The 21,453-nt window shown below is 46.1% G+C and carries 16 protein-coding genes; 4 read left to right on the forward strand and 12 right to left on the reverse strand.

Annotated elements, in window-relative coordinates:
• Window positions 1–116: 116 nt before the first annotated feature.
• Window positions 117–707 carry a hypothetical protein gene (locus QUB14_RS24150; protein WP_333220021.1) on the reverse strand — a complete coding sequence of 197 codons (591 nt, stop codon included), beginning with the start codon at window positions 705–707 and terminating at the stop codon, window positions 117–119.
• An 83-nt stretch (window positions 708–790) separates the two neighbouring features.
• On the opposite strand from QUB14_RS24150, the gene QUB14_RS24155 reads away from it, so the two are divergent.
• Window positions 791–1,678, forward strand: a complete 888-nt coding sequence (locus QUB14_RS24155; protein ID WP_333220019.1) for a hypothetical protein — start codon at window positions 791–793, stop codon at window positions 1,676–1,678.
• 213 nt (window positions 1,679–1,891) lie between these two features.
• On the opposite strand, the gene QUB14_RS24160 is transcribed toward QUB14_RS24155, so the two are convergent.
• A complete protein-coding gene (locus tag QUB14_RS24160) occupies window positions 1,892–2,374 on the reverse strand; it encodes a hypothetical protein (RefSeq protein ID WP_333220017.1) in 483 nt (160 codons plus the stop codon).
• Window positions 2,375–2,669: 295 nt separating this feature from the next.
• Here QUB14_RS24160 and QUB14_RS24165 point away from each other — a divergent pair, with 295 nt between their 5' ends.
• Window positions 2,670–2,855, forward strand: coding sequence for a ribbon-helix-helix domain-containing protein (locus QUB14_RS24165; protein WP_333139353.1), 186 nt, complete (start codon window positions 2,670–2,672; stop codon window positions 2,853–2,855).
• A gap of 322 nt (window positions 2,856–3,177) precedes the next feature.
• Here the strand turns inward: QUB14_RS24165 and QUB14_RS24170 are convergent, their stop codons facing one another.
• From QUB14_RS24170 to QUB14_RS24190, 5 genes are all read right to left on the reverse strand, one after another.
• Window positions 3,178–5,217 (reverse strand): HAMP domain-containing sensor histidine kinase, encoded by a 2,040-nt coding sequence (locus QUB14_RS24170; RefSeq protein WP_333220015.1) that lies wholly within the window; start codon window positions 5,215–5,217, stop codon window positions 3,178–3,180.
• A gap of 500 nt (window positions 5,218–5,717) precedes the next feature.
• On the reverse strand, window positions 5,718–7,634 hold the full coding sequence (locus tag QUB14_RS24175; RefSeq protein ID WP_333220013.1) for a HEAT repeat domain-containing protein: 1,917 nt from the start codon (window positions 7,632–7,634) through the stop codon (window positions 5,718–5,720).
• Between the two features lie 604 nt (window positions 7,635–8,238).
• Window positions 8,239–9,414 (reverse strand): family 10 glycosylhydrolase, encoded by a 1,176-nt coding sequence (locus QUB14_RS24180; protein ID WP_333220011.1) that lies wholly within the window; start codon window positions 9,412–9,414, stop codon window positions 8,239–8,241.
• A gap of 203 nt (window positions 9,415–9,617) precedes the next feature.
• Window positions 9,618–10,880 (reverse strand): methionine adenosyltransferase, encoded by a 1,263-nt coding sequence (gene metK, locus QUB14_RS24185; protein ID WP_333220009.1) that lies wholly within the window; start codon window positions 10,878–10,880, stop codon window positions 9,618–9,620.
• Window positions 10,881–11,069: 189 nt separating this feature from the next.
• Window positions 11,070–12,284, reverse strand: a complete 1,215-nt coding sequence (locus QUB14_RS24190; protein ID WP_333220007.1) for a transposase — start codon at window positions 12,282–12,284, stop codon at window positions 11,070–11,072.
• Between the two features lie 287 nt (window positions 12,285–12,571).
• Here QUB14_RS24190 and QUB14_RS24195 point away from each other — a divergent pair, with 287 nt between their 5' ends.
• Window positions 12,572–14,296, forward strand: coding sequence for an AAA-like domain-containing protein (locus QUB14_RS24195; protein ID WP_333220005.1), 1,725 nt, complete (start codon window positions 12,572–12,574; stop codon window positions 14,294–14,296).
• A 91-nt stretch (window positions 14,297–14,387) separates the two neighbouring features.
• On the opposite strand, the gene QUB14_RS24200 is transcribed toward QUB14_RS24195, so the two are convergent.
• On the reverse strand, window positions 14,388–14,735 hold the full coding sequence (locus QUB14_RS24200; protein WP_333220003.1) for a rhodanese-like domain-containing protein: 348 nt from the start codon (window positions 14,733–14,735) through the stop codon (window positions 14,388–14,390).
• 98 nt (window positions 14,736–14,833) lie between these two features.
• A complete protein-coding gene (locus QUB14_RS24205; protein ID WP_333220002.1) occupies window positions 14,834–15,463 on the reverse strand; it encodes a hypothetical protein in 630 nt (209 codons plus the stop codon).
• Window positions 15,464–15,659: 196 nt separating this feature from the next.
• Here QUB14_RS24205 and rpsD point away from each other — a divergent pair, with 196 nt between their 5' ends.
• Window positions 15,660–16,268, forward strand: coding sequence for a 30S ribosomal protein S4 (gene rpsD, locus QUB14_RS24210; protein ID WP_006631941.1), 609 nt, complete (start codon window positions 15,660–15,662; stop codon window positions 16,266–16,268).
• A 394-nt stretch (window positions 16,269–16,662) separates the two neighbouring features.
• Here the strand turns inward: rpsD and QUB14_RS24215 are convergent, their stop codons facing one another.
• From QUB14_RS24215 to QUB14_RS24225, 3 genes are all read right to left on the reverse strand, one after another.
• Window positions 16,663–17,865, reverse strand: a complete 1,203-nt coding sequence (locus tag QUB14_RS24215; protein WP_333219999.1) for a catalase — start codon at window positions 17,863–17,865, stop codon at window positions 16,663–16,665.
• A gap of 198 nt (window positions 17,866–18,063) precedes the next feature.
• Window positions 18,064–19,683: a peroxidase family protein gene (locus QUB14_RS24220; protein ID WP_333219997.1), complete on the reverse strand. Its 1,620-nt coding sequence runs from the start codon at window positions 19,681–19,683 to the stop codon at window positions 18,064–18,066.
• Between the two features lie 111 nt (window positions 19,684–19,794).
• A complete protein-coding gene (locus QUB14_RS24225; protein WP_333219995.1) occupies window positions 19,795–20,838 on the reverse strand; it encodes a DUF2235 domain-containing protein in 1,044 nt (347 codons plus the stop codon).
• Window positions 20,839–21,453: the final 615 nt, after the last annotated feature.

Here is a 21,453-nt window from a genome sequence, read left to right on the forward strand (position 1 = left end):
TGCACTTTATTCTCGCTCGCGCGCTCGAAACCTTTCGCGACGCAATATGCACTCGATTATTCAGCAAGCCCTAAATATTTTCGTAAAAAAACCCGGTTTCTGACCTCCCGACGGACTCAATACGGAGTGGCTGCGATTGTCATCGTCTTTTTCTGAACATCAAATTGCATTTCATCCACGAAAAATTGCCGGTCTTTCGCTACTCCCAAAATCCCCCGCAATTGCGCCCGATTCACGACAGGCGGCCCCAATTTCACCACAGCTTGACCTTTAACAGCATCTTTCAGCTCAAAAGCACTTATGGGAATGCCATTCCATTTGGCTTGAGTGCTAGTGGCTGGCGGGAGTTCGCCCCGAATAAATCGCTCCCCATTCTCGCGATAAACCACCGCACTTTTGGGAAACACGATTTTATCAATTTGACCCAACGGGATGGCTCGCTTTTCCTGTCCTAGCTGTATCCATAATTGTTGCACTTTCTCGTCAATCTGCACAACTCGACCGTCTCTTTTTCCGCCCCCTTTCATCACAATTTCCGCTTGCGTCGGCAACGCTACGGGTATCGGCTGACTAGCGTTAGCCTGTGCTTGTACCGATCGCAAATTCTGTTTCTGGACTTCCTGACTGGCGGCATTAACTTGTGCTGCCATACCCGCTGTTACCGTAAAAAGTGCTACAACTAGAAAAGAAAGTGTTCTGCGTTTCATCGTCCCCTAGACCCCCTTCAAGGATAAGCGTTACCCGTGCTACTGTCCTAAAATTGTACTCCACATCCCTTGAAGGTAATTCCGTGACTGCTTCTCCCCAACCTACTCCCGAATCGAATATTTTAGGCAACTTTGCCAGCGTTGTTGGCTTACTCGGTGCCGCTTTGTTTTTCACCGGCTGGATTTATCGCTGGTCTTATTTTTACTGCTTTCAGCTAAATGTAATTACCCTCGATTTACCAGTAGAATCGTTTTTCATTGTACCGCTTCAGGTGTTTTTAGGTGATGGCTGGACAATCGTCAAAAGTGCGATCGCCCTTCTGCTGACAGCCCTCGCCATTTACCTCAGTTTGTGGCTGGTTAATAGTATAAACAAGACAGTTGCTGCTAAAATTAATGGAACAATTACACGGTGGCTTTCCCCTACTTACGCCAGAAGATTCCCGTGGCTTTACCGCATCCTGAACTCTTGGCAACAATTTAATGTCAATAGATATAACTCGATCAAATTATTGCGATCGCTCGTTGACGAAATTATCATCGTCGGTTGGGTATTGCTAGTGTTGTTTTGGTCAGCATACCACCAAGGTATTGCCGATGCCCGACGCGATGCCGGGGAAAATTCCTCTTTACCCGCAGTTGCCTTAATCGGCAAACAAGACAACATTGCTTTAGGCAGAAAACTCGACGATCCAACACTCCGACTAGACCCCAAAGGATTTAAAGCGATCGGCGATGCAGGTTTATTTGCCGATTTGAGTAAAAGAGATTATACTGATAATAATCCCAAAGAACCTAGAGTTTGGCGGTTGCTTTTGGAAAGAGGGAACTGGATTTATCTGTTTCCGGCTTTAACAAAAGAACAGCAAAAAGACCCTAACGCTCGCCCGCCAGTGATTGCCATTCAACAAAGTCAATCCGGCGATCAATTGTTAATTGTAAGTCCCGAAGCTTCTAAACAGTCTAAATAAATTTGGGGCGGGTTGATTGGATGCCAAAATAATCTCGATCCCCCCTAGCCCCCCTTAAGAAGGGGGGGACAAGAGCATTCAAAGTCCCCCTTCTTAAGGGGGATTTAGGGGGATCAAAACTCAACAACAAGTGAGAGATACAAAGTCCCCCTTCTTAAGGGGGACTTAGGGGGATCTGGATTTAGTACACCCTACGGGATTTGTGTTTATTTGTTAGGGGCGATCGCACACAACTTCAAACACACCCCCTGGAATAAACCGACACAAAGCCCTCCGCCGATCGTCCGCATCTTGGCGGTTGACAAAACGCGCAATTGTATAGTGTTCAGCATTCGGTAAAATTCGGACGATCGCCCAAGAATTGCGCTCGCCCTGCTTTGACTTTTCAGGTATTTTCCCTCGCGAATTTGAGTTGAGTTCGATCGCGGGGCGATCGGCGATCGTCGGAGAATTGGCTTTTCTCAGAGTGTTGAGGTAGCGGGCGATCGTACTTCCTTTGAGATTCGCCCCGACGCGCAGAATCAGAAACACCGCAAAGCTTTCGATCTCTGGCCCAGTCATGCGCGCGCGATCGGCCTCAAAATCCTCATCAGAGTAGCTGCGGATACCCGACAGCAGTTGCGTGATGCCAAAATCATTCAAAGCTTGTTGATAGCCGCGGTTATATTCGCTGCCGTCGCTCACAGGCTTTACCATAGTAATAGTCTCCTTTTATGTGGATTGTCTCCTTGTATTTGGGGAACCATCAGCCAGCGCGGGCCCTGCAAAAGTTCAGCGCTGGCTTTTGACTTTCTAAAATTTTATCCATATATGCCGCATAAGTCAAGCATATATGCTCCATATGTGCATAACGGTCTAGATACAGCACAATATGCACGCGCTATCGGCGCATAGTGCTGTGCAAAAGCAGCATTGTGCTGCATATTCGACAAAATTGTCTACAATACTGGACAATGACGATTGCCCTAAATAAAAAAATACTCAATTTCTAATGGCTAAACGTGTATCAACCTCCTTAGCAGATGGAATTTATGACCTCCTGCAAGAGTGGGCCAATGAGGAACGCCGTTCAATCAGCGGCTTGTCAGCATTCATTTTGGAACAAGCTGTGAGGGAACGTCAAAAACAAATGCAAAAACAGTCCCCACCATCGGATGAGAAACAAGATAAAACTTGAGGGCAGTTTGTGCGATCGATCTTTTACTCTTTTCCCCGTAGAAGATTATCTACTTCTTCCTTCTTCTTCCCTCTTCTTCCTTCGTGTCCTTCGCGTCTTCGCGGTTCAATAATACTAAATGAAATTTATTGGCATAGACTTAGGTTGGAGTTCAGGAGCAAGCGGCTTGTGCTGCTTAAACTGGGCAAACAATCGATTGCAATTAATCGAGTGCGATCGCCCCCACTGACAAGATGAAAGCATTGGAACATACCGCCAGAGGTTTGAAACATAAATTTTCGCCCCTCTGCCTACCTCCTAAATCTCTCGCCCAAACATCACATTACCCGTTTCCCGCCGGTATGCGGACAGTGAAAATAGACCCTTTCCCCTCCTCGCTTTCTACCAAAATCTCCCCGCCCATCATGTGACAGTAGTAGCGACTAAGTGTCAGCCCCAATCCAGCGCCGTCGTAAGGTCGCGTTGATGAACAGTCAGCTTGCACAAAAGCTTCAAACAATTTGTGCTGTTGTTCTTCCGACATTCCAATTCCGGTATCTTTAACAGAGAAACAAATCCAATCCGACTCTTGAACATTCAGCAGGGGACAAGCGATCGCCGCAGCATGAGTTTCATCGGCAGGTATTGAATCGTCAATCGCCGATCGATCTGCTGTATTCAATTTTCCGCTTCCTTCAATGCGCCTGACACTCAGTTTCACCCTGCCCTTTTTGGTGAACTTAGCAGCATTACTCAGCAAGTGCATCAAAACCTGCCGCATTTTTTTGAAATCTGCGTGCATGATACCCGCAGTTCGAGCGCACTCTATTTCTAAAACATTTCCATTTTTCTCTACCAACTGTTTCGTGGCACACACAACATTGTCAACCAGGGATTCGATGTCAAACTCCTGGATTTCGAGTTTCATACCCCCCGTTTCAATTTTTGACAAATCGAGGATATCGTTAATCAAAGATAGCAGGTGCGTGCCCGCCTTCTGAATCTTGTCCAAGTCGGGTACAAACTCATCACATCCCGCATCTTGGGCATCTTCTGAAAGTAGTTGACTGTAGCCGATAATCGCATTTAAAGGCGTCCGCAATTCGTGGCTCATATTTGCTAAAAACTGGCTTTTTGCAGTGTTAGCGGTGACGGCGGCTTCCTTAGCTTGTTTTAATTCTTTAGTATGTTGGGAAACTCGCTCGATCAGGTGATTGAGAGACGCAGCTAATGAGCCTATTTCGTCTTGTCCGGTGACGGGGACTCGCAAATCAAAATTCGACTCGGCGGCGACTTTTTCGGCAATCTGAGTGACGCTCACGACTGGTTTGGCGATCGCCCGACTCGTTTGGTAAGCCACCATTCCGGCTACCACTACCGACAGCAGCATACTAATAATAATGATGGCTTTTTCCATTCCTTGAGCTTCCTCCATCACTTCACCGCCTTGCCCCTCTTGCTGCTGGGCTATATAGAGGATTTTGCTCAATTTCTCAAGGCTGCTGTTGAGCTGTTTTACACCTTCTCCGCTTTCTGTCGCCAACAATTTTCTGGCCGACTCTATCTCCCGAGGTGACAGTTGCGATTGCTGGATTTGCTGCAAAGTTGACTTGAGAGTATCGGCGTAGGATTCTAAATCTTCCGTGCAATCTTGCAGTAAACTTTTGAGAACTTCCGGCTTTGCTGCCTGCCAAGCAGGTTTGCTGTCGGCAAACTTTTCTATACGCAACCGCAGCTCTTTTGCCTGAACAATACTCTTGATAAACTGCTGTTCTTGCAGTTCCAGCATGGCGGAATTATCTACAAAAGAATCTAGCTGCGCTCCCTGCAATTGTGCCGCCAGCGCTGCATCTTTAAAATTGCCCAGCAATTGCGCTTGTAGGTGAGCGTCATTGAATTGTTCTAATCCTTGTCCTTGGTAGTAATCGGCAATCACCAGCCCGCTCATGGAGCCAAGAAATCCGATTCCTATTGCCAGAAAATACCCACCGCCAATTTTTTTATGGATGGACCAACCGCCAATTTTAGATGGCAACATTTTGCGGATTTTTAAGGATGATATTTCTACAAAATCCTGGCTGGATATGTTTTGGTGTGCGGTTTCTAGAGAACCGACTTGTTCAGAAATAAAGAGCGGCATCAGTTTACCTACCTTGCTATTTTTTTGGTTTACCTTTCGCGGTACCACAGGTTGTTTCTGCGGGTTAAATGGTTCTAACTCGGAATTGAACTCGCCCTGGCATTCCCAAACGGCAACCGATAAACTTGCTTCGTTCCCTGTTTTTTTGAGCAAGTTAATTTTTGACATATGCAACCACTGTATTCTGTTAAAATCTAGCACGCTCTTAAGTTCTCCAAACGGAAAAGCTTGTCTATTTTCCATTAGACATCTGCGAAAAAGCATCTGAAACTCTTGTCGAGCCAGAGGAGAAACTTAAATTCGGTTGATGTCTAATAGATAATTACCCTGTTGATGGCTGTTGCCAAATTACTTTTTCGACTCGTCAAGGTCAGCAGCAGGCAAAATAAAGAAAAATTTATCCTGGCAGTGTAATTATCCCCGCGTGGAATGTTACAGGCAGAAAATTCTGTCTGATGCGTTTGGCCTGCGAGATCCCCCAAGCTGATATTGTCTGTTGACAATGCACCCGATTCCTCAGCTTTGGAGTTTTGCTGCCAGCAATGCGACGATTGCTTGACGGTTTTTGTTGATCATCCGACGACTTTGTAGCACAGAATGTCACAAATGCAGGAGCCGATCGAACTTTTGCACCCTGGCGATCGACTTTTGGCATCGTTGCCCCGCACAGACAAGTCTGAGGTGAAGTGTCGTTAGTTGAGTATAACTGTAGGGCTTGTGAAAAGAAACCCGGTTTCTGGGAGTCAACTGTTAGCGATTGCGAGTTCTGGAGTTGCGGTGGTCAATTCGATCGCCAGTGCTAGCTTACCGTCTCTACCCAAAGCTTCATCGGCCAAGTGTACCATCCAGCGATTCGGCTTGGCTTGGGGTCTGGCGGCGAGCACTAACGCCCAAGCTTCCCGTTCTTTGCCGCGACCCAACAGCGCAGCACAAACAGTCAAAGCTGTGGCCGTTGAACGGCTGATCCCACTTTGGCAGCAGATAAGCAAACTGCCTTTGTGCGACGAGATTTTGAGGGCAAACTCAATAATTTTCTGTACATCCTCAAGGGTAGGCAAGATTTGATCGGGGTCGTCAACGGGGGTGTCGAGGTCGTTAAACTCCAGGCACATTCGGTTCGGGATTCGCTCAAAAGTTTTGGGTTCGGGCACGCCTGGACTGCCGATCGATATCAGGTATTTAATCTCGCGTCGCGCAGGGCGCTCAACAATGTATTCGCTGGCTTCTGCTTGCGAACCAATCAGGATTTTCGGCAGTTTTTCACCCGATAAATCTGGGGAAACAGAAGGCTCAAAATCAACTGTTTCTGCCTGAGTGCTGACATCCGCCAAGTATTGGGCAGCCAGCGCACGAACGTCAGCAAATTCGCGATTTAAAGCTGTTTCCAGAGCCAAAATAGCAGCCGTTGAGCCAATTTGACCGAGGGATTTAACAGCGTTTTGGCGCACTCCAGAAGTTTCGTCTCCCAGCAGCCGCACCAAACCTGCCACAGCTTCCTCTGTCCCAATTTCCCCCAAAGCAGCAGCAACTCTCCACCGCACATAAGATTCGCTGTCGCCAATTGCGCTCGCCAGTCCCGCGACCACCATTTTTTGCAATTTCGCATCTCCCTGTGTATTGATGTTCCCGAGGGCAACCGCCGCCCTGCCGCGCACGAAAATGTCTCGATCGGAGAGCGAGCCGATTACCGCCACCATAGCCACCTCGCTGCTGATTTCCCCCAAGGCAGAAACTGCACTGCCGCGCACGTCTGAGTCGTCATGGTTGAGGGCTTGCACCAGCCCGGCCACAGCCGTTTCCGTGCCGATTTGTCCCAAGGCCTCGGCGGCCCTCAAAGAAACTGCATAGGAGTCTGGATCGTCGTGAAGCAATTCTACTAAGCCGGGTACTGCCTCACAATCGCCGATTTTCCCCAAAGCCGCCGCCGCCCTAGCGCGGACGATGTGATTTTCGTCTCTGAGGGCATTCAGCAGCCCGGGAACTACCTCCGAGACGCCGATTTTCCCGCAGTTGACCGCCGCCCGCCAGCGCACCTCTGAGTCTGGGTGTTTGAGGGCGTTGAGCAGCGCGGGAACGGCTGTTTTCGGGTTAATTTTGCCCAAGGCCCAAACAGCCCAGGCGCGCACCTTGGACTGTGGGTGCTTGATGGCTTTGAGGAGTGCTACGGCGGCTGGTTTCGAGTGAATTTCTCCTAAAGCCCAAGCAGCCCAAGCTTGGATTTGGGAATCTTTGGATTCGAGCGATCGGGCTAATTCAATTACTGCTGCTTCGGAGGCGATTTTCCCGATCGCTCGAATCCCATGAAGGCGCACGGCACTTTCTTTGTGGTTCAATGCCGCCACCAGCATCGGAATTGCCATATCCGAACTTGTTAGGGCCAGCAATTGAATTTTGAGCAGCGGCGAAGTGGGGATTTTGTCGATTAATTTTATTGTGGCTGTTTGAAATTCTGGCTTTACCGTTCCTGCTAACTTGGAGCCGAGTTTTAAATTTACTTTTAGAGCTAATTTTACTGCCCGCAAAGCCAGACTTTGCTGTTCTACTTGCGGCAATATAGTCGCCAAGGTTCGCATCCCTTGTTTTTGTTTCAAATATTTTTGATAGAATTGAGCATCGCTGAGCTCGGGTAGCTGTTGGATGAGGCTTGCTGCTGAGGTCACTGATTTATCCTAATATTTTGGCGAGCGGTTGAGATTGCTCTTTTAAACTGTCTTTAAAAAATATGGCGTTTACAAAACGCTACTTCTAAAAAAAAGCTTGCACCACTTCTAAAATATGTCTTATTCCACTATTTTTGCAACTCCCCAATTATTAATTATTGGGTTTGTTTGGGCGATAGCCTTGACAATTAGTAGCGCTTGCTGCTTGGCATCGCTGCGCTTTTAACTGATCTAGCTCTGCTATATCATTTTATACTCACATCTTGCACCATTGTCAGCAACAGGCAAGATGGCTGTTCCACAATAATAAAATTCACTCTTTGTGGAACAGGCATCTTGCCTGTTCATAAAAGCTTATTGAGAAAGGCTATATCATTTTATACCAACTTGGTTTGAAATAGCGATCGGCGCGGTTGACCGAAAGCATCGAGGATACAAGCCCCTGGATTCATCCGTCCACAAATAAATAAAAAACCTGTATCCGATGAAACTTGCCCCCCGAATTTATCAGTGGGGTCAATACTTCAATCTAAAATCTAAAATCTAAAATCTAAAATCGATTGACTGCTGCCAACCGGAAACAGATTGATTGCGGGACAATCTCTCAACGAGCATAAGGCCCTTGTTTCAAAACCTTAGCCAAAGCGTTATCGTTATCTCGCAAACCTTCGTAAAAAAACATCACTTCTCCTTGAATGCCGCAAGAGCGGTTGTAAGCAATTACTTGCAACAACAGCTCGGGAGTTATGCTATATTTGCTGCCTCGATTCGTCAACAAAATACCGGGCGACACGCACTTTACTTGCTGCCCGCTAAGCTGTCCCGACATCATTTTATCGACCAATTGTTTGTAAGCATTAAAATCGCGGCGATAAAACTGCGGGTGAAGCAGATCCACCAAATTTTTGTCAACCCAAGCTTTAGAATCTTGCAAATATTCCGCCAGTCCCCAGTCATAAGGACTCGGCGACATCGATAGCAACAAATCAGGATTAATCGCTTTCACTTCTCGGTATAAACGAGCCACAAACTCAGTAATAATATTAGCACGCCACTGCAGCCAATGTGGCTCTTTACAATCCGATGGCGCTGCTTTACCGCACTCTTCTCGATAGCGTTTAACCGTTTTTTCGTCGTAACCGCCTTCTACTGGAAACGCAATGCGATCGTCTCCTTGAACGCCGTTTACCGGATAATTCTTAGCAACTTCCAGCATCAACCCCAGCACAAAGTCTTGCACTTCCGGGTCAAGAGTATTCATCCAGTCAAAGTTATTTTTTTTAAGTAAATTGCCGCTGGCATCACGGGCGGTCCACTCAGGTTTTTTCGCCAGCAAATGACCGCCCTTGCGATTGTAAGAACTCACAAATCCGTATTCAAAACAAGGAATAACTTTTAAACCCGCTCTCTTTGCCTCAACACATATTTCTGCTAAGGGGTCGCGACCTTGATAGCGCGAGTCAATTTCCACCCCAAATTTTTCTCGCATAATTTTAGAAGGATAAGCCGTATAACCCTGGCTCCAAATTATAGGAAAAACGGTATTAAATCCCGTATCGGCGAGAAAGTTCATTCCCTCAGCAATTCGCTCTTTTGATGTGAGAACTTTGGAGTCAGTGGTGGTTATCCAAACGCCGCGAATTCCACCAGGATTGTTAGTCGCAAACGAACTTGGCAGGGCTGCGGGATTTGGTGCAGAAACTCCAGTAGTCCCCAACCGCTGTTGGAGGGAAGAAACAAAACTGCGAATTGCTGATTGAAAAGGTGTGAAAAATCGCATTTATTTATTTTTTTTTCTTTGAAGGTGGGTACTGAATCCGCTACGTTATTGATTGGTAGCACCCGGTATTATTTATGGATAAGATGCGCCGAATAACCGCCTATATTATTTATGGATAAGGTGCGGAGTACGCACCCTACATTGATTGGTAGCACCCCATATTATTTATGGATAAGGTGCGCTGCGCGCACCCCGAAATTGTACTATCCAGCTACTCCAGACAACTTCTGGCTCAAAGCTTCTTTCAAAAGTTCCGCCTTATCAGTTTCCTCCCAAGGCAAATCTAAATCAGTGCGCCCGAAGTGACCGTAAGCCGCCACATCTTGATAGAAACGACCGCCTCTTTCAGCCGGCAAATTCTGCAAGTTAAATGCCTGAATGATGCCCGCAGGACGCAGTTCAAAAAGCTGCTTCACAACTTCCAAAAGGCGATCGTCATCAACTTTTCCAGTGCCAAAAGTTTCGATCATCATGCTAACCGGCCGCGCAACGCCGATCGCATAACTCAACTGCACTTCGCACTTTTCGGCCAAACCAGCCGCTACGATATTTTTAGCAACGTAGCGACAAGCATAAGCCGCGCTGCGGTCTACCTTGGTGGGGTCTTTCCCAGAAAAAGCGCCGCCGCCGTGGCGGGAATAGCCGCCGTAGGTATCCACAATAATTTTGCGGCCCGTCAAACCCGAATCTCCTTGAGGCCCGCCGACCACAAATTTGCCGGTGGGGTTGACAAGGAAGCGAGTTTCTGCATCCGGCTTCACGCTAATATCGGCAAACACAGGTTGGACGATCGCAGTCCACAGGTCTTCTTTGATTTTGGCTTGAACTGCGGCTGTGTCTGTGATGTCGCCGATCGTTTCGGTGTGCTGCGTAGAAATTAAAATTGTATCTATGCCAACAGGTTTGCCGTCCTCATAGATGACTGTAACTTGGCTTTTGCCGTCGGGACGCAGGTAAGATAACTGACCGGTTTTGCGGACTGCTGCCAGTTGACGGCAAATCCGGTGCGCTAAACTGATCGGCAGAGGCATCATTTCCGGCGTTTCGTTGCAAGCAAAGCCGAACATCAAACCTTGGTCGCCAGCGCCGATGGCGTCCAATTCCTCTTCACTCGATTGTTCCCGGCTTTCGTGGGCTGTGTTCACCCCTTGAGCAATATCGGGAGACTGAGAATCAAGAGCCACCAACACTGAGCAACTATTGGCCGAAAAGCCGTTGTCAGCGTGGATGTAGCCAATATCGGCTATTTTTTTCCGGGCTAATTCTATGTAATTTACCTGAGCTTTAGTGGTAATTTCGCCCGTCAGCAGCATTAAGCCGGTGTTGACGACAACTTCCGCTGCGACGCGGCTTTTAGGGTCTTCAGTCAATAAGGCATCTAAAATCGTATCTGAAATTTGATCGCAGATTTTATCGGGATGGCCTTCAGTGACGGATTCAGAGGTAAACAGGTAGCGGCGTGACAATGATTATTTCTCCTTTGATGGGGACTCTTCCTGCACGACATCTACGGCCGACGAGTTATTTTTCCGGTAAAGGCCAAGAATGATCGCGTCTGGGCTACCGTCGAATTTTTGTCGGTCTGGAGAAGTGTTGAAGCAGGGTTTGAGATTGGGTAAAGTGACACTACTATAGCAAATTGACACTCCCCACGGCTAGAAGCCGGGGGATTCTTGCTTCACAGGGATTCCAATGAATTTACCCTCACCAAGCATCTTCACCGTATGCCCTACGGCTGCAAGCCCTCTAATTAAAACTACTTGAGCCGAGGCTACATCTCTATCTGTTATATACCCGCAGCTCGAACAACTGTGAGTGCGTTCTGATAGGTCTTTTTTGCCTGTTTCTGTACCGCAATTTGGACAAATTTGACTTGTTTTTCTGGCATCTACTTTTTGAAAGTACGCACCACGTTTAAAACAAGTTTGTTCGAGAATGTTGAAGAATTGACCAAAACCAGCATCTAAACAATGCTTGCCCAAGATTCCTCTCGATAACCCGACCAGATTCAAATTCTCGACAAAAACCATCCCTGCATCATTGCAGATTTTGTGTGATAGCTTGCGATGCCAGTCTTTTCGGCAGTTGGCTACGTACTCGTGCAGCAGTGCCACTTTTTTCTGAGCTTTCTTCCAATTATTTGAGCCTAGGCGTTTTCTACTGACACTCTGTTGCAGTAATTTAAGCTTGCGTTCTGCATCAATAAAAAACTTGGGACGTTTAATTAGAAGCCCATCCGAAGTTGCAATAAAATTAGTCAAGCCAACATCAAGCCCCACTGGGTTTCCATGTGGAATGATATCGGGGATTGAAACGTCCCATTGCAAAGCTAGCATTGCATACCAGCCAGACACACGCTTAACTACGCGCACTTGTTTTAGTATTGCCTCACTTGGTACTTCGCGACTTTGGCGAAACTGCACCCAGCCAATCTTAGGTAGTTTAACAGCACTATTTTTGATAGGTTCTACTCCCATCTGAGGAAATACCAAAGAGCGCATCTTCCCAACTTTTTTGAAGCGAGGAAATCCGTGTTTTTGTTCCCACATATTTACAAATGCGCGTTCAAGCCGTTTAAGAGTTTGTTGCAGAACGTGCACTTGAACTGCTTTCAGTGCTGGTATAGTTGCTCTAGCTTGAGTTAAACCCTTACACTGACTGGCGTAGGTCGGTCTGGGTGCGGAGGCGGGAATTATATATTCAGCGCGAATTGAGCAAGCGTTAATTTCACAACTACGAGATTTAAACCAATCTTTGCGCTCTGCCAGCGCCCAGTTGTATACACGACGGCATTGTTCTAGCCAATCTTCAAAGATTGTTACTTGTGCTACTGTGGGCTTAAGTTTGAATTCGTAGGTCAGATGGAACACTTACTTTACCTCCTTGGCCTATTCTACTTTTTTCTTGAGTTATCGAAGGAACGTTTTTTCAAGAAATACAAGAGAACACGAGCTAAATATTCAAGGCGGTTGAAACCGCTACCGACTTATCCCCACGTAAGACAGCCGGAGGCTTGTGTCTGGCTTTTCGGTCAGTTCCGGGAAGTCCCTAAAAACTTAGATATTGTAGGATTGTCGATCGATCTTGGACACCGCTCGTCTACCTCCTAACCTGACAAAGGTAAGATACAGTCAGGGTATCGCCTTGTGCAAGGACTATGGCAGGACTCCAAAAATCACCAAACTCGATCCAAACAGTTGCCGAGCTAGATTTTCCCGGCGGCCCCATACCGCTTGACTCTCCATTTTATATTGAGCGCTCAGGGGCCGAAGCCCTGGTCTGTGCAGAAATTAGCAAACCCGGAGGCCTCGTTCGCATTAAAGCTCCCAAAAAAATGGGCAAAAGTTCGCTGATGCTGCGGATAATTGACGCGGCAGTCGATCGTGGATACCGCACAGTAACTTTAGACTTTCAGCAAGCCGACACAGCCGTTTTTGGTAGTTTAGATAAATTTTTGCGCTGGCTTTGTGTCAATGTCGCTCGGCAACTCAAACTCGAACCAAATATTGATGAATTCTGGGATGAAGATATGGGCAGCAAGGTAAGCTGCACTATTTACTTTGAAAACTATTTGCTCGCACAAATTGACAGTCCTATGGTATTGGTGATCAACGAAATAAATCGAGTATTTGAACGCACCAATATTGCTCAAGATTTTCTGTCGGTCATCCGTTTTTGGTACGAACAAGGTCGCGCTAGCAAAATTTGGCAAAAACTCCGCACCGTTGTCATTCATTCAACAGAAAATTATATTGCTTTGAATGTTAATCAATCTCCATTTAATGTAGGAATGCCGATTAAACTCTCAGAATTTACTGTTGAACAAGTCCAAGATTTGGCGGGCAGATACGGACTAAACTGGAGCGATCGCGATCCGATAGAGCAATTAATGAACATGGTAGGCGGGCATCCTTATTTAGTGCATTTAGCGCTGTATCACCTGGCAATTTTGCTGCAAAATCGCCTGTCCGTCGATCGGGAGGAACCGGGCGAGGAAATGGGGCGAGCCGAGTTGGCAGAACTGTTAACAGCAGCTCCTACTCACAGCGGAATTTATAGCGACTACTTGCAAAATCAGTCGATCGCCATTCAACAGCAGCCCGAACTCGCCTCCGCATTCCAACAAGTTGTCGATGCTAAAAATAGCATTCACCTCGAACCTTTGATGGCTTATCAGTTAGACAGCATGGGACTGGTCAAATTAGAGGGAAATAACTGTAGTTTGTCTTGCGAATTATATCGCCTGTATTTTCAAGGGCAAAATTTGTGCGAGGACAAGTGGTCGGTGGTTCGTTTTGAGCAGTTGCAGCAAGAAAATCAAAGGCTGCAAGCTTTGGTGAATGTGGACGAACTTACTCAAATTGGTAACAGACGGCATTTTGATAGTTGCTTGCGAACCGAATGGGAACACATGGCTCGCGAGGGGTCTCCGATATCCTTAATTTTGTGCGATCTCGATTATTTCAAAATATATAATGATACCTACGGACATCAAGCAGGCGATGATTGTTTGCGATTGGTAGCTCAGACAATTCGCCGATCGCTCCAGCGTCCTGCTGATGTAGCTGCTCGCTACGGGGGCGAGGAGTTTGCTGTGATTTTACCTGAAACTGATGCGTCGGCGGCTGTGGTTGTTGCCGAACAAATTAGAGCGAAAGTGAAAGATTTGAAGATTGTTTTTAACCCGAAGAGTCTTGACGGTCTGCCTAATCCTGTGGTAACGATTAGTTTAGGAATTGCCAGCGTTGTTCCGAGCGAGGAAAATGATGCGACAGCGCTGCTACTGGCGGCTGATGAGGCTCTTTATGACTCGAAAAGGCAGGGGCGCGATCGGCTCACTATGAGTACGCTTTTAAATTTTAGATTTGCTGCTGTGAATTAGCTCATTCCGAGGAAATATAATTCGTTTATACACACACAAAGTCCGCCTGCGCGGACTCTGAAAAAAACATAGTTAAGAACTGGATTTGATGTTAATAGCGGGGGACGGTTCGATCGACCACCATTGAGTAAGCATCGATGCCACCAACGATATTTTTAACGTTGGTAAATCCTCGATCGGTTAACCAATGGCACATTTGAGCCGATCGCACTCCGTGATGGCACAGAACTAGGGTTTCTGTGTCGCGATCGAGTCTAGCGTCAATTTCACCAGACCATTCGGCAAACTCGCTCAGCGGAAAAGCTACAAATCCCGGCAGCGCCGCGAGTTCGATTTCGTAAGGTTCCCGCACGTCTACAAGCTGCAATTTATCAGCATTGGTTTCTGCTAATTGGCGAGCTAATTCTTCGACTGTAATTTGAGCAAAAAATTCTGACATTTGATTAGGAAAAAGTAGTCATCAGTCATTAGTTAACAGTCATCAGTCAACAGTCAACAGTCAACCGTCAACCGTTAACAGTCAACAGTCAACCGTTATTAATTGGGGGGCGAAGGCGGTGGAATTAGCTCCACAGGAGGGGTAGGTGCAGGACGCCCGTCCAACTGGCTCACGCTGCCGCTGGGGTCAAGACAAGTGGCGATTAACCGATCGGTGGGAAAGTCGAGCCTGCCGCTCAAACCGACTACGCATTCAGCCAACTGTTGTGGCAATAAACTGCGGCGGCATCCCTCAAGCACTACCAGGGGAGCCGCAGGTTGAGTTCGACTTTTGCCGTTAATATTCACTACGCAAGTAGCCAATTCGTTGGGACGCCGCACCCGCCGACAGCTAGAGAGCGCTTCGACACCCGAAATATTGGTTTTGCGGTTGATTTGGAGGACGCATTTAGATATGTCGCGGGGGCGGAGGGCGTCAGCACAAGCCGCGGCGGCGACCTCTGCCCCCACTCCGGCTTCGATTAGTTCCAGGGCACAGACGCGATAGGGATTCCTATTGCGAGGGATTCTAATAGTGATGGCTGATGCTGGCGAGATTGGCAGTGCTGTTGCCAACAAACCAAGTGCTGCTAGCTGCGTGCCGAGAGCCAAGATCCAGCGCCCGGTAGGGCTTGAGCCTGTCGGTGCTGGCTTTGGGGAAGAAGTGCGGGAAAATTTGCGGTTGTGCATGGCAGATCGAGTAGTGAGTTTTTTTGGCTGATTGGGGCGATCGAGCGATCGGCTTTTCCTTCAGAATTTACCGCACATTATGGATCGCCCTCCGGTCGATCGTTTTTTTATCGATCTTTGTTGGAATTTTGACCGTTACCAACATATAATATAGAGTCTGCATAAAATTGCATACAGATATTAGAGAGGAAAATAAATGTCTCGATATCGAGGCCCCCGATTGAGAATCGTCCGTCGCCTGAAAGAGTTGCCGGGTCTAACCCGCAAAACTCCCAGACGAGATTATCCGCCTGGACAGCACGGTCAAAACCGCAAAAAGCTCTCTGAGTATGCGGTTCGCTTGCAAGAAAAGCAAAAACTCCGTTTCAATTACGGTGTGACGGAACGCCAACTGCTCCGTTACGTCCGCAAAGCCCGCCGTGTCACGGGCTCCACAGGTCAAGTGTTACTGCAATTTTTGGAAATGCGCTTGGACAATACTGTGTTTCGGATGGGAATGGCTCCAACCATTCCGTCCGCTAGACAATTGGTAAATCACGGTCACATAACTGTCAATGACCGTGAAGTCAATATCGCCAGCTATCAGTGCAAGCCTGGTGATGTGATTGCGGTGAAAAATAGAGAGCGCTCGCGCACAATGGTAGAAGCTAATCTCAAAGACCCAGGCTTGGCTCACTTGCCCAATCACTTGGAATTTGATAAGCAAAAACTAATTGGCAAAGTTAACGGCGTTATCGAACGCGAGTGGATTGCTCTACAGATTAACGAACTGCTAGTGGTGGAATACTACTCACGGCAAGCCTAATTTATTAGTCATCAGTCGTTGGTCATTAGTCATCAGTTGGTTGCTAGCAGAATAATTAATAATTGGGTACGAACCCAGTTATTGATTAATTGCTACTGAATAATGATGACTAAGGACTGAGCACTAAAAATTAATAATTTTCAAGACTCCCACCCCCTAAAAAGGGATGGGATTTTTTGAAGGTTTCCCTTGTTAACTTCCTTGAATTGCCATTTGCTCAGACCCGACCTGGTTGTTGGCATTAAATGATATCAAATCCGTTAGCATCGGAATAGTAAATTCGAGTTCACTGTTGACTGTTGACAGTGAACCGTCAACAGTCAACAGTCAACCGTCAACATCATGTATGAGTGTAACCGGAAATGATATGATGTCCCAGCCTCAAATTATTCCCTTAAAATGTTTCTTCTCCGGTTGGTTCTTGGTGGACAAGACCTCGCTTTTGAAGGCGATAATTCGCTACAACGGGGTAAACAACACCGCGTATCCGATTGATCGCACCTACTGGACGATGAACTGCTAAGCCGTTCCAGGGAGAATATCTCAGGTTTTCGTTGAAATCAGATTGTTTTTCATAATCAATAATCTGATGCTTGACGGTGAGACGACCTACTCTCAAGAAGGGTGATTCCTTTTCCTTCCAGACATTGATGCCATCGTCGATCGGCATTTTTAGGCTGGTTTGGAACTGAATGCCAAAATCCCAACAGTATTGGGCATCAGGTTTCGCCAGGGCTTGAATTAGGTCATCCCGGTAATAATTGTCTGGTTGATTGGGATCTAAACCCAAGGCTTTAGCGCGATCGACAAAGGGAATTTTAGGGATTCCCGGTCGAGATTGTTCTGGAATTATCTCGTGCGGTGGTTTGCATGAAACCGGAGTAAACCCATACTTAATTACAGCAGGATATTCGACAGGAACTCGACCAGGCTGGGAGGGATCGAAATCGGGATGGAGACCCAAAGCAGAGGGTGAACCGCTCCAATATTTTGCTGTTAGCAAACTCTTCGGAGTCCGGCTACCCGTAAGCGTTGAGACAGCTAGAAAGTGTCTGGGATGTCGTATTAGCCACTTTTTCAATGCCTCTGGTGATTCAACCAGAGCAGAAAAAAAGCCGTAGTAGTCTTTGATGGTTTGGCTCACAAATAGCTCTGAATTGTGAACAATGATGTCCTGGGTTTTTGACTCGTGGCTTTGCGCCAGTCGTTCCCCTTCCACCCCCATCACTTTCACTGATATTGAGCGCGAATCTTTTTGGTAATCAGGGTATACTTTGGTAGCCCCGTTAGCAAATCGCAACCAAACAGGATATTCTTTGGGTTTTGCTAGCAAACCTTGCTTAAGGGAAATAGCATTGAGTCGCGAAGAAGTTAACGAAGCGCGTGTGCCCAATTCCCGTTTAATCGCTTCCTCATCAAAGTCAAAAATTTCCAGAGTTCCTTTAACGCACGCATGAGCTTTGGCGTGAGTATCTCGCAGCGCCCGCTCCTTATTGCCGTAAAGATTATCCATCCGAAGCTTGGCTTGCTCAACCAAAAGATCGTAGTATTTGCGTTCGTCCTGTTCGGGATATTCGGTAAATAACTTCTTGCTCATAAATAACCTTCGGTTAATCGCTAAAAAAGGTTCTACACAAACCGTTGCATCTGTGAAACAGTATAGCTGCTGGTGCAATTGCTTCCGAATTGCGGTAGCCGATCGCTTGCGAAAAGATCGCCTTTTTCTTCCTCATTTTTGAGGGCGCAGGTGTCTTTGCGCCCCCAACTAATTTGAGTCTTAATTGTCAGCTACAACTTAAAGATCGAAGGAGACTTTGTACTTGGGATCGCTTGGAGGAACATTACGATTCACTAAGTCAGAGACTGTTTTGGTATTTTGGATAATTTCCCAACCAACCTCGGAAAAAGTTTCCTTATTGAAGACTTTAGGCGATAACAAAGGATTAGTTAAAGCTTGGGAGAAAGCATCAATGCCAATTATCCGTGCTACTAAAGGCGGAATTGCTGAATTTTTCCGGACATCTTCAGCGTACAATCCGACAAATAGTTCAATCTTATCAACATGACCGTACAACTCTTTTAATTTCTGTTGAGCGTATGGGTCACCCGTAATTTGATTGAAATCAGTCACCCTGGGATAACCACATATTTCGCGGTAATCGTTATAACTGGCTAACTGCGCCTGCCGCCCGAGTTTAACAGATGCTAGTTCGGTAGCATCAATAAATGTATAGGGTGTTCCTGCGATCTTAAAATCAGGTGTGTTAAACAAACCAATTCTAGTGCCTGGTTGGGAACAACTTTCTTCCATCAATGCACCCAACCCTTTATCGATTAACATCTGATTATTCCAGAGGGAATCGTACATGGATGTTTCTTCGCCGTCATAGATAAAGGTTTCAGGAACCGCACTATGCCAGCGATAGACAAAACTAAACTCAATCGCCATCCAATTTTCTCGATACCAACTTTCCTTGGTAAAAGCTTCAGGATCGGCAAAGAACCTAAAATTATAGGGCGTAATGTGGAAAATGTACTCTTCCATAATGATATTGAGAACAATCACCATGAGAATATTTCTCGCGGTTTGGAAGAGCCTCTCATCGTCCCATTCCGGATAGCTTTTGGACAAAACATCACAAATTCGATTATGCTCCCTGATACATAAAGTGTTGAGCATGACATAGCCAATTTGGACGTTTGCCCGTTCAACTCCCATTGCAAATAGCTTGCCTTTCTTTTCGGGGGGTTGTCTTTTCTCATCATTAAGGGGTGCATGAAGACCTTCAAATTGAGGATCGATAATACCCTGCTCAGGATCTGCATAATAAAAGAGTGGATACTCTTCTTCTACGCCATCTTTTCGCTTGAGTTTTTGGGTTTTAAATTTACCGTCTTTGAAAGCTCTGAGCATATTTGTTTGTTTGCGGGTCAACCCGTAAACATTACACATATCAATCTGATGGTTGGAGGTATTTTTGAAGCGGTTTTGCTGATCTATCCGCAGAAAACTATCTGTAAACCACTGCACCCAATAGGGAAAGAGCAGAGTCGATTTTTCCGAATAAATGGTTTTTCCGTCTCTTTTTTGGAATAAGGTCTTTACTTTGTCCAGTGGTGGTAAATTTCCTTCTTTGTTAAATTCCGGATCGGGAGGTAAATGTCGCCCAGTATAAGTCTTGTCTGTAAGTGAATCCCAAGAGATATAGGTATCAGTTTTCTTGGGAATATCTGTCCCTGGAATTTTGGAATCTAAGCCCATTAAGCTATAGGGAAGCGGGCGAGTCGGAAGTTTGTAAATGATGCTATTGAGAAAAAATTTGTTTAGTTTACGTTTCAGAGGCTCGTAACTTTGAACTAAGTCCCAAATTGGTTTGAAATGAGTCAAGGTATATGCTAAAGCTTTGTTGCTCAATCCATCTCTAGATGTATCTCTTGTCATGATTCCTTTTCCTTTCGATTGTTGTAGATTAGGTAGATTACAAAATTTTCTGATGTTCGGTTCTGAGAGTTTGATAAATTTTTATCATTTTTCTCGATTTTCAATTACTTTGGAGAGAATCTTTTGCAGATTCTTAGGCCGATAGTCTTGGCTTTTTTCCAATCGCTCGATCACGCTTTCATGAAGATCCTCAATGGTATCCCCCACCTCGCGCCACTTGATTCCTGCCCATTTGAAGAACCCAGGATCGTTTTTAAATGGAGCCTTATAATCAGGCTTGATATCCTCAATGGCTTCTGGCTCGAATTCAAGCTTCAATTCAAGGTGACTGATTTGATCCAACATCCACTTCAAGACAGCATCTGATAACCCGCGGGATTCTGGCGTACCACCGCCGATGCAGCTATGCTGGCCTGGAAACCAAACTTGACGAAGCTTCTGGTTCGGGGCATCAGGATTTTTCTTCATCGGGGTAACATCAAAGACTTCGCGAATTTCGTCGATCGCAACGGCGTGCAACGCATTCTCAATATCCTTATTTAAAGTGATGTCGTGGAATTTGTACCTTGTTTTGAGCTGTCCCTCAAACTTCTTCAAGGCGGGTACAAGAGGAATACCAAGGGCTCCAACGGTGTCGAAACAACCAAGCAAGGTAATCGGGACGCGCTCGCCCCGATCTTTGCCGTTTTCTTTGCGGAACCTCTTTGCTTCCTCATCATTTGGTTTAATGCTTCGGTTACGGTAAAGCTCGTAAGCTTCTGATGCCTTGGTAACATAACGGCGGGATAGGAGACCGGAGCAATAGATCATCCCCGCTAGACTCCTGACTGTGTAAGCACCGCGACTGAACCCGAATAGATAGATTTCGTCACCGCGATCGTAGTTGAAAGAAAGAAAACGATAGGCATCTTGTATATTTTTATCAATTCCCAGCCCAGTGACTCCGCCCACAATCTTGTTACTGTCCACTCCAATTCCCTCGTCATAAAACACGATCTGCGGAACCCCCTCACTGGCTGTCCGTTTCACGGCCTGGGCAAGCTTAACCACATTAGTTGGGCACTGAGTATCTAGTTTGTTCCAAGTTCCATCACAGCAAACTATCAGACGTTTCCCTGGTTTCGTCATTTTTATATTCTCTCTTTGAATCTAAAATTTGATAGCGACCTGTCATTGGTAATCGGTTACAAGAGAATTGCCACTTCCCATTTTTCTGTCACCTCACGCGATCCCTCATAATTTCTTGCTAGACCAAATTGTTATCTGGCTGGGCAATCTTGAGTTATTTCGGTTCTCAGGATATTAGTCCTTAAACACCATCTAGTCTAGTTTGCTGTATTAAAATGTTAATATTATTAATATTTCTTAAATAAAAAACACAGCGTGAAATAGTAGCTTTGGTTCTGGGAAAAGGCTCGATTCTCTTAAAACGTAAAAAATTTAGAGCGTGAAATAGTAGCTTTGGTTCTGGGAAAAGGCTCGATTCTCCTAACAGGAGTAACGAGCGGATGCCAAAGCTAACAAACATTTAAACAGATTTACGCTCTGCTTGGTCAGTTTTTAGAACAGCTATATCTTATCGATTTGTCACTTAGCTGCAAGATAATGGTGACGTATTGGCCGAACACATAACAGGTTTGGACTATATTTTGGATTAAAATTTGTTGCAGCGACTCTCCGATTTTCTGCGATGTGCTTGAAGTTTTTAACAATCTGTGGGCTTTTCTGGTTTCTCGATCGGTA

Source organism: Microcoleus sp. B3-D2 (assembly GCF_036705345.1).
GTDB lineage: Bacteria > Cyanobacteriota > Cyanobacteriia > Cyanobacteriales > Microcoleaceae > Microcoleus.

Coding starts and splice junctions, on each gene's coding strand:
- QUB14_RS24150 (WP_333220021.1), bottom strand. CDS start 707: ATGAAACGCAGAACACTTTCTTTTCTAGTTGTAGCACTTTTTACGGTA.
- QUB14_RS24160 (WP_333220017.1), bottom strand. CDS start 2,374: ATGGTAAAGCCTGTGAGCGACGGCAGCGAATATAACCGCGGCTATCAA.
- QUB14_RS24165 (WP_333139353.1), top strand. CDS start 2,670: ATGGCTAAACGTGTATCAACCTCCTTAGCAGATGGAATTTATGACCTC.
- QUB14_RS24170 (WP_333220015.1), bottom strand. CDS start 5,217: ATGGAAAATAGACAAGCTTTTCCGTTTGGAGAACTTAAGAGCGTGCTA.
- QUB14_RS24180 (WP_333220011.1), bottom strand. CDS start 9,414: ATGCGATTTTTCACACCTTTTCAATCAGCAATTCGCAGTTTTGTTTCT.
- QUB14_RS24195 (WP_333220005.1), top strand. CDS start 12,572: ATGGCAGGACTCCAAAAATCACCAAACTCGATCCAAACAGTTGCCGAG.
- QUB14_RS24200 (WP_333220003.1), bottom strand. CDS start 14,735: ATGTCAGAATTTTTTGCTCAAATTACAGTCGAAGAATTAGCTCGCCAA.
- QUB14_RS24205 (WP_333220002.1), bottom strand. CDS start 15,463: ATGCACAACCGCAAATTTTCCCGCACTTCTTCCCCAAAGCCAGCACCG.
- rpsD (WP_006631941.1), top strand. CDS start 15,660: ATGTCTCGATATCGAGGCCCCCGATTGAGAATCGTCCGTCGCCTGAAA.
- QUB14_RS24215 (WP_333219999.1), bottom strand. CDS start 17,865: ATGAGCAAGAAGTTATTTACCGAATATCCCGAACAGGACGAACGCAAA.
- QUB14_RS24225 (WP_333219995.1), bottom strand. CDS start 20,838: ATGACGAAACCAGGGAAACGTCTGATAGTTTGCTGTGATGGAACTTGG.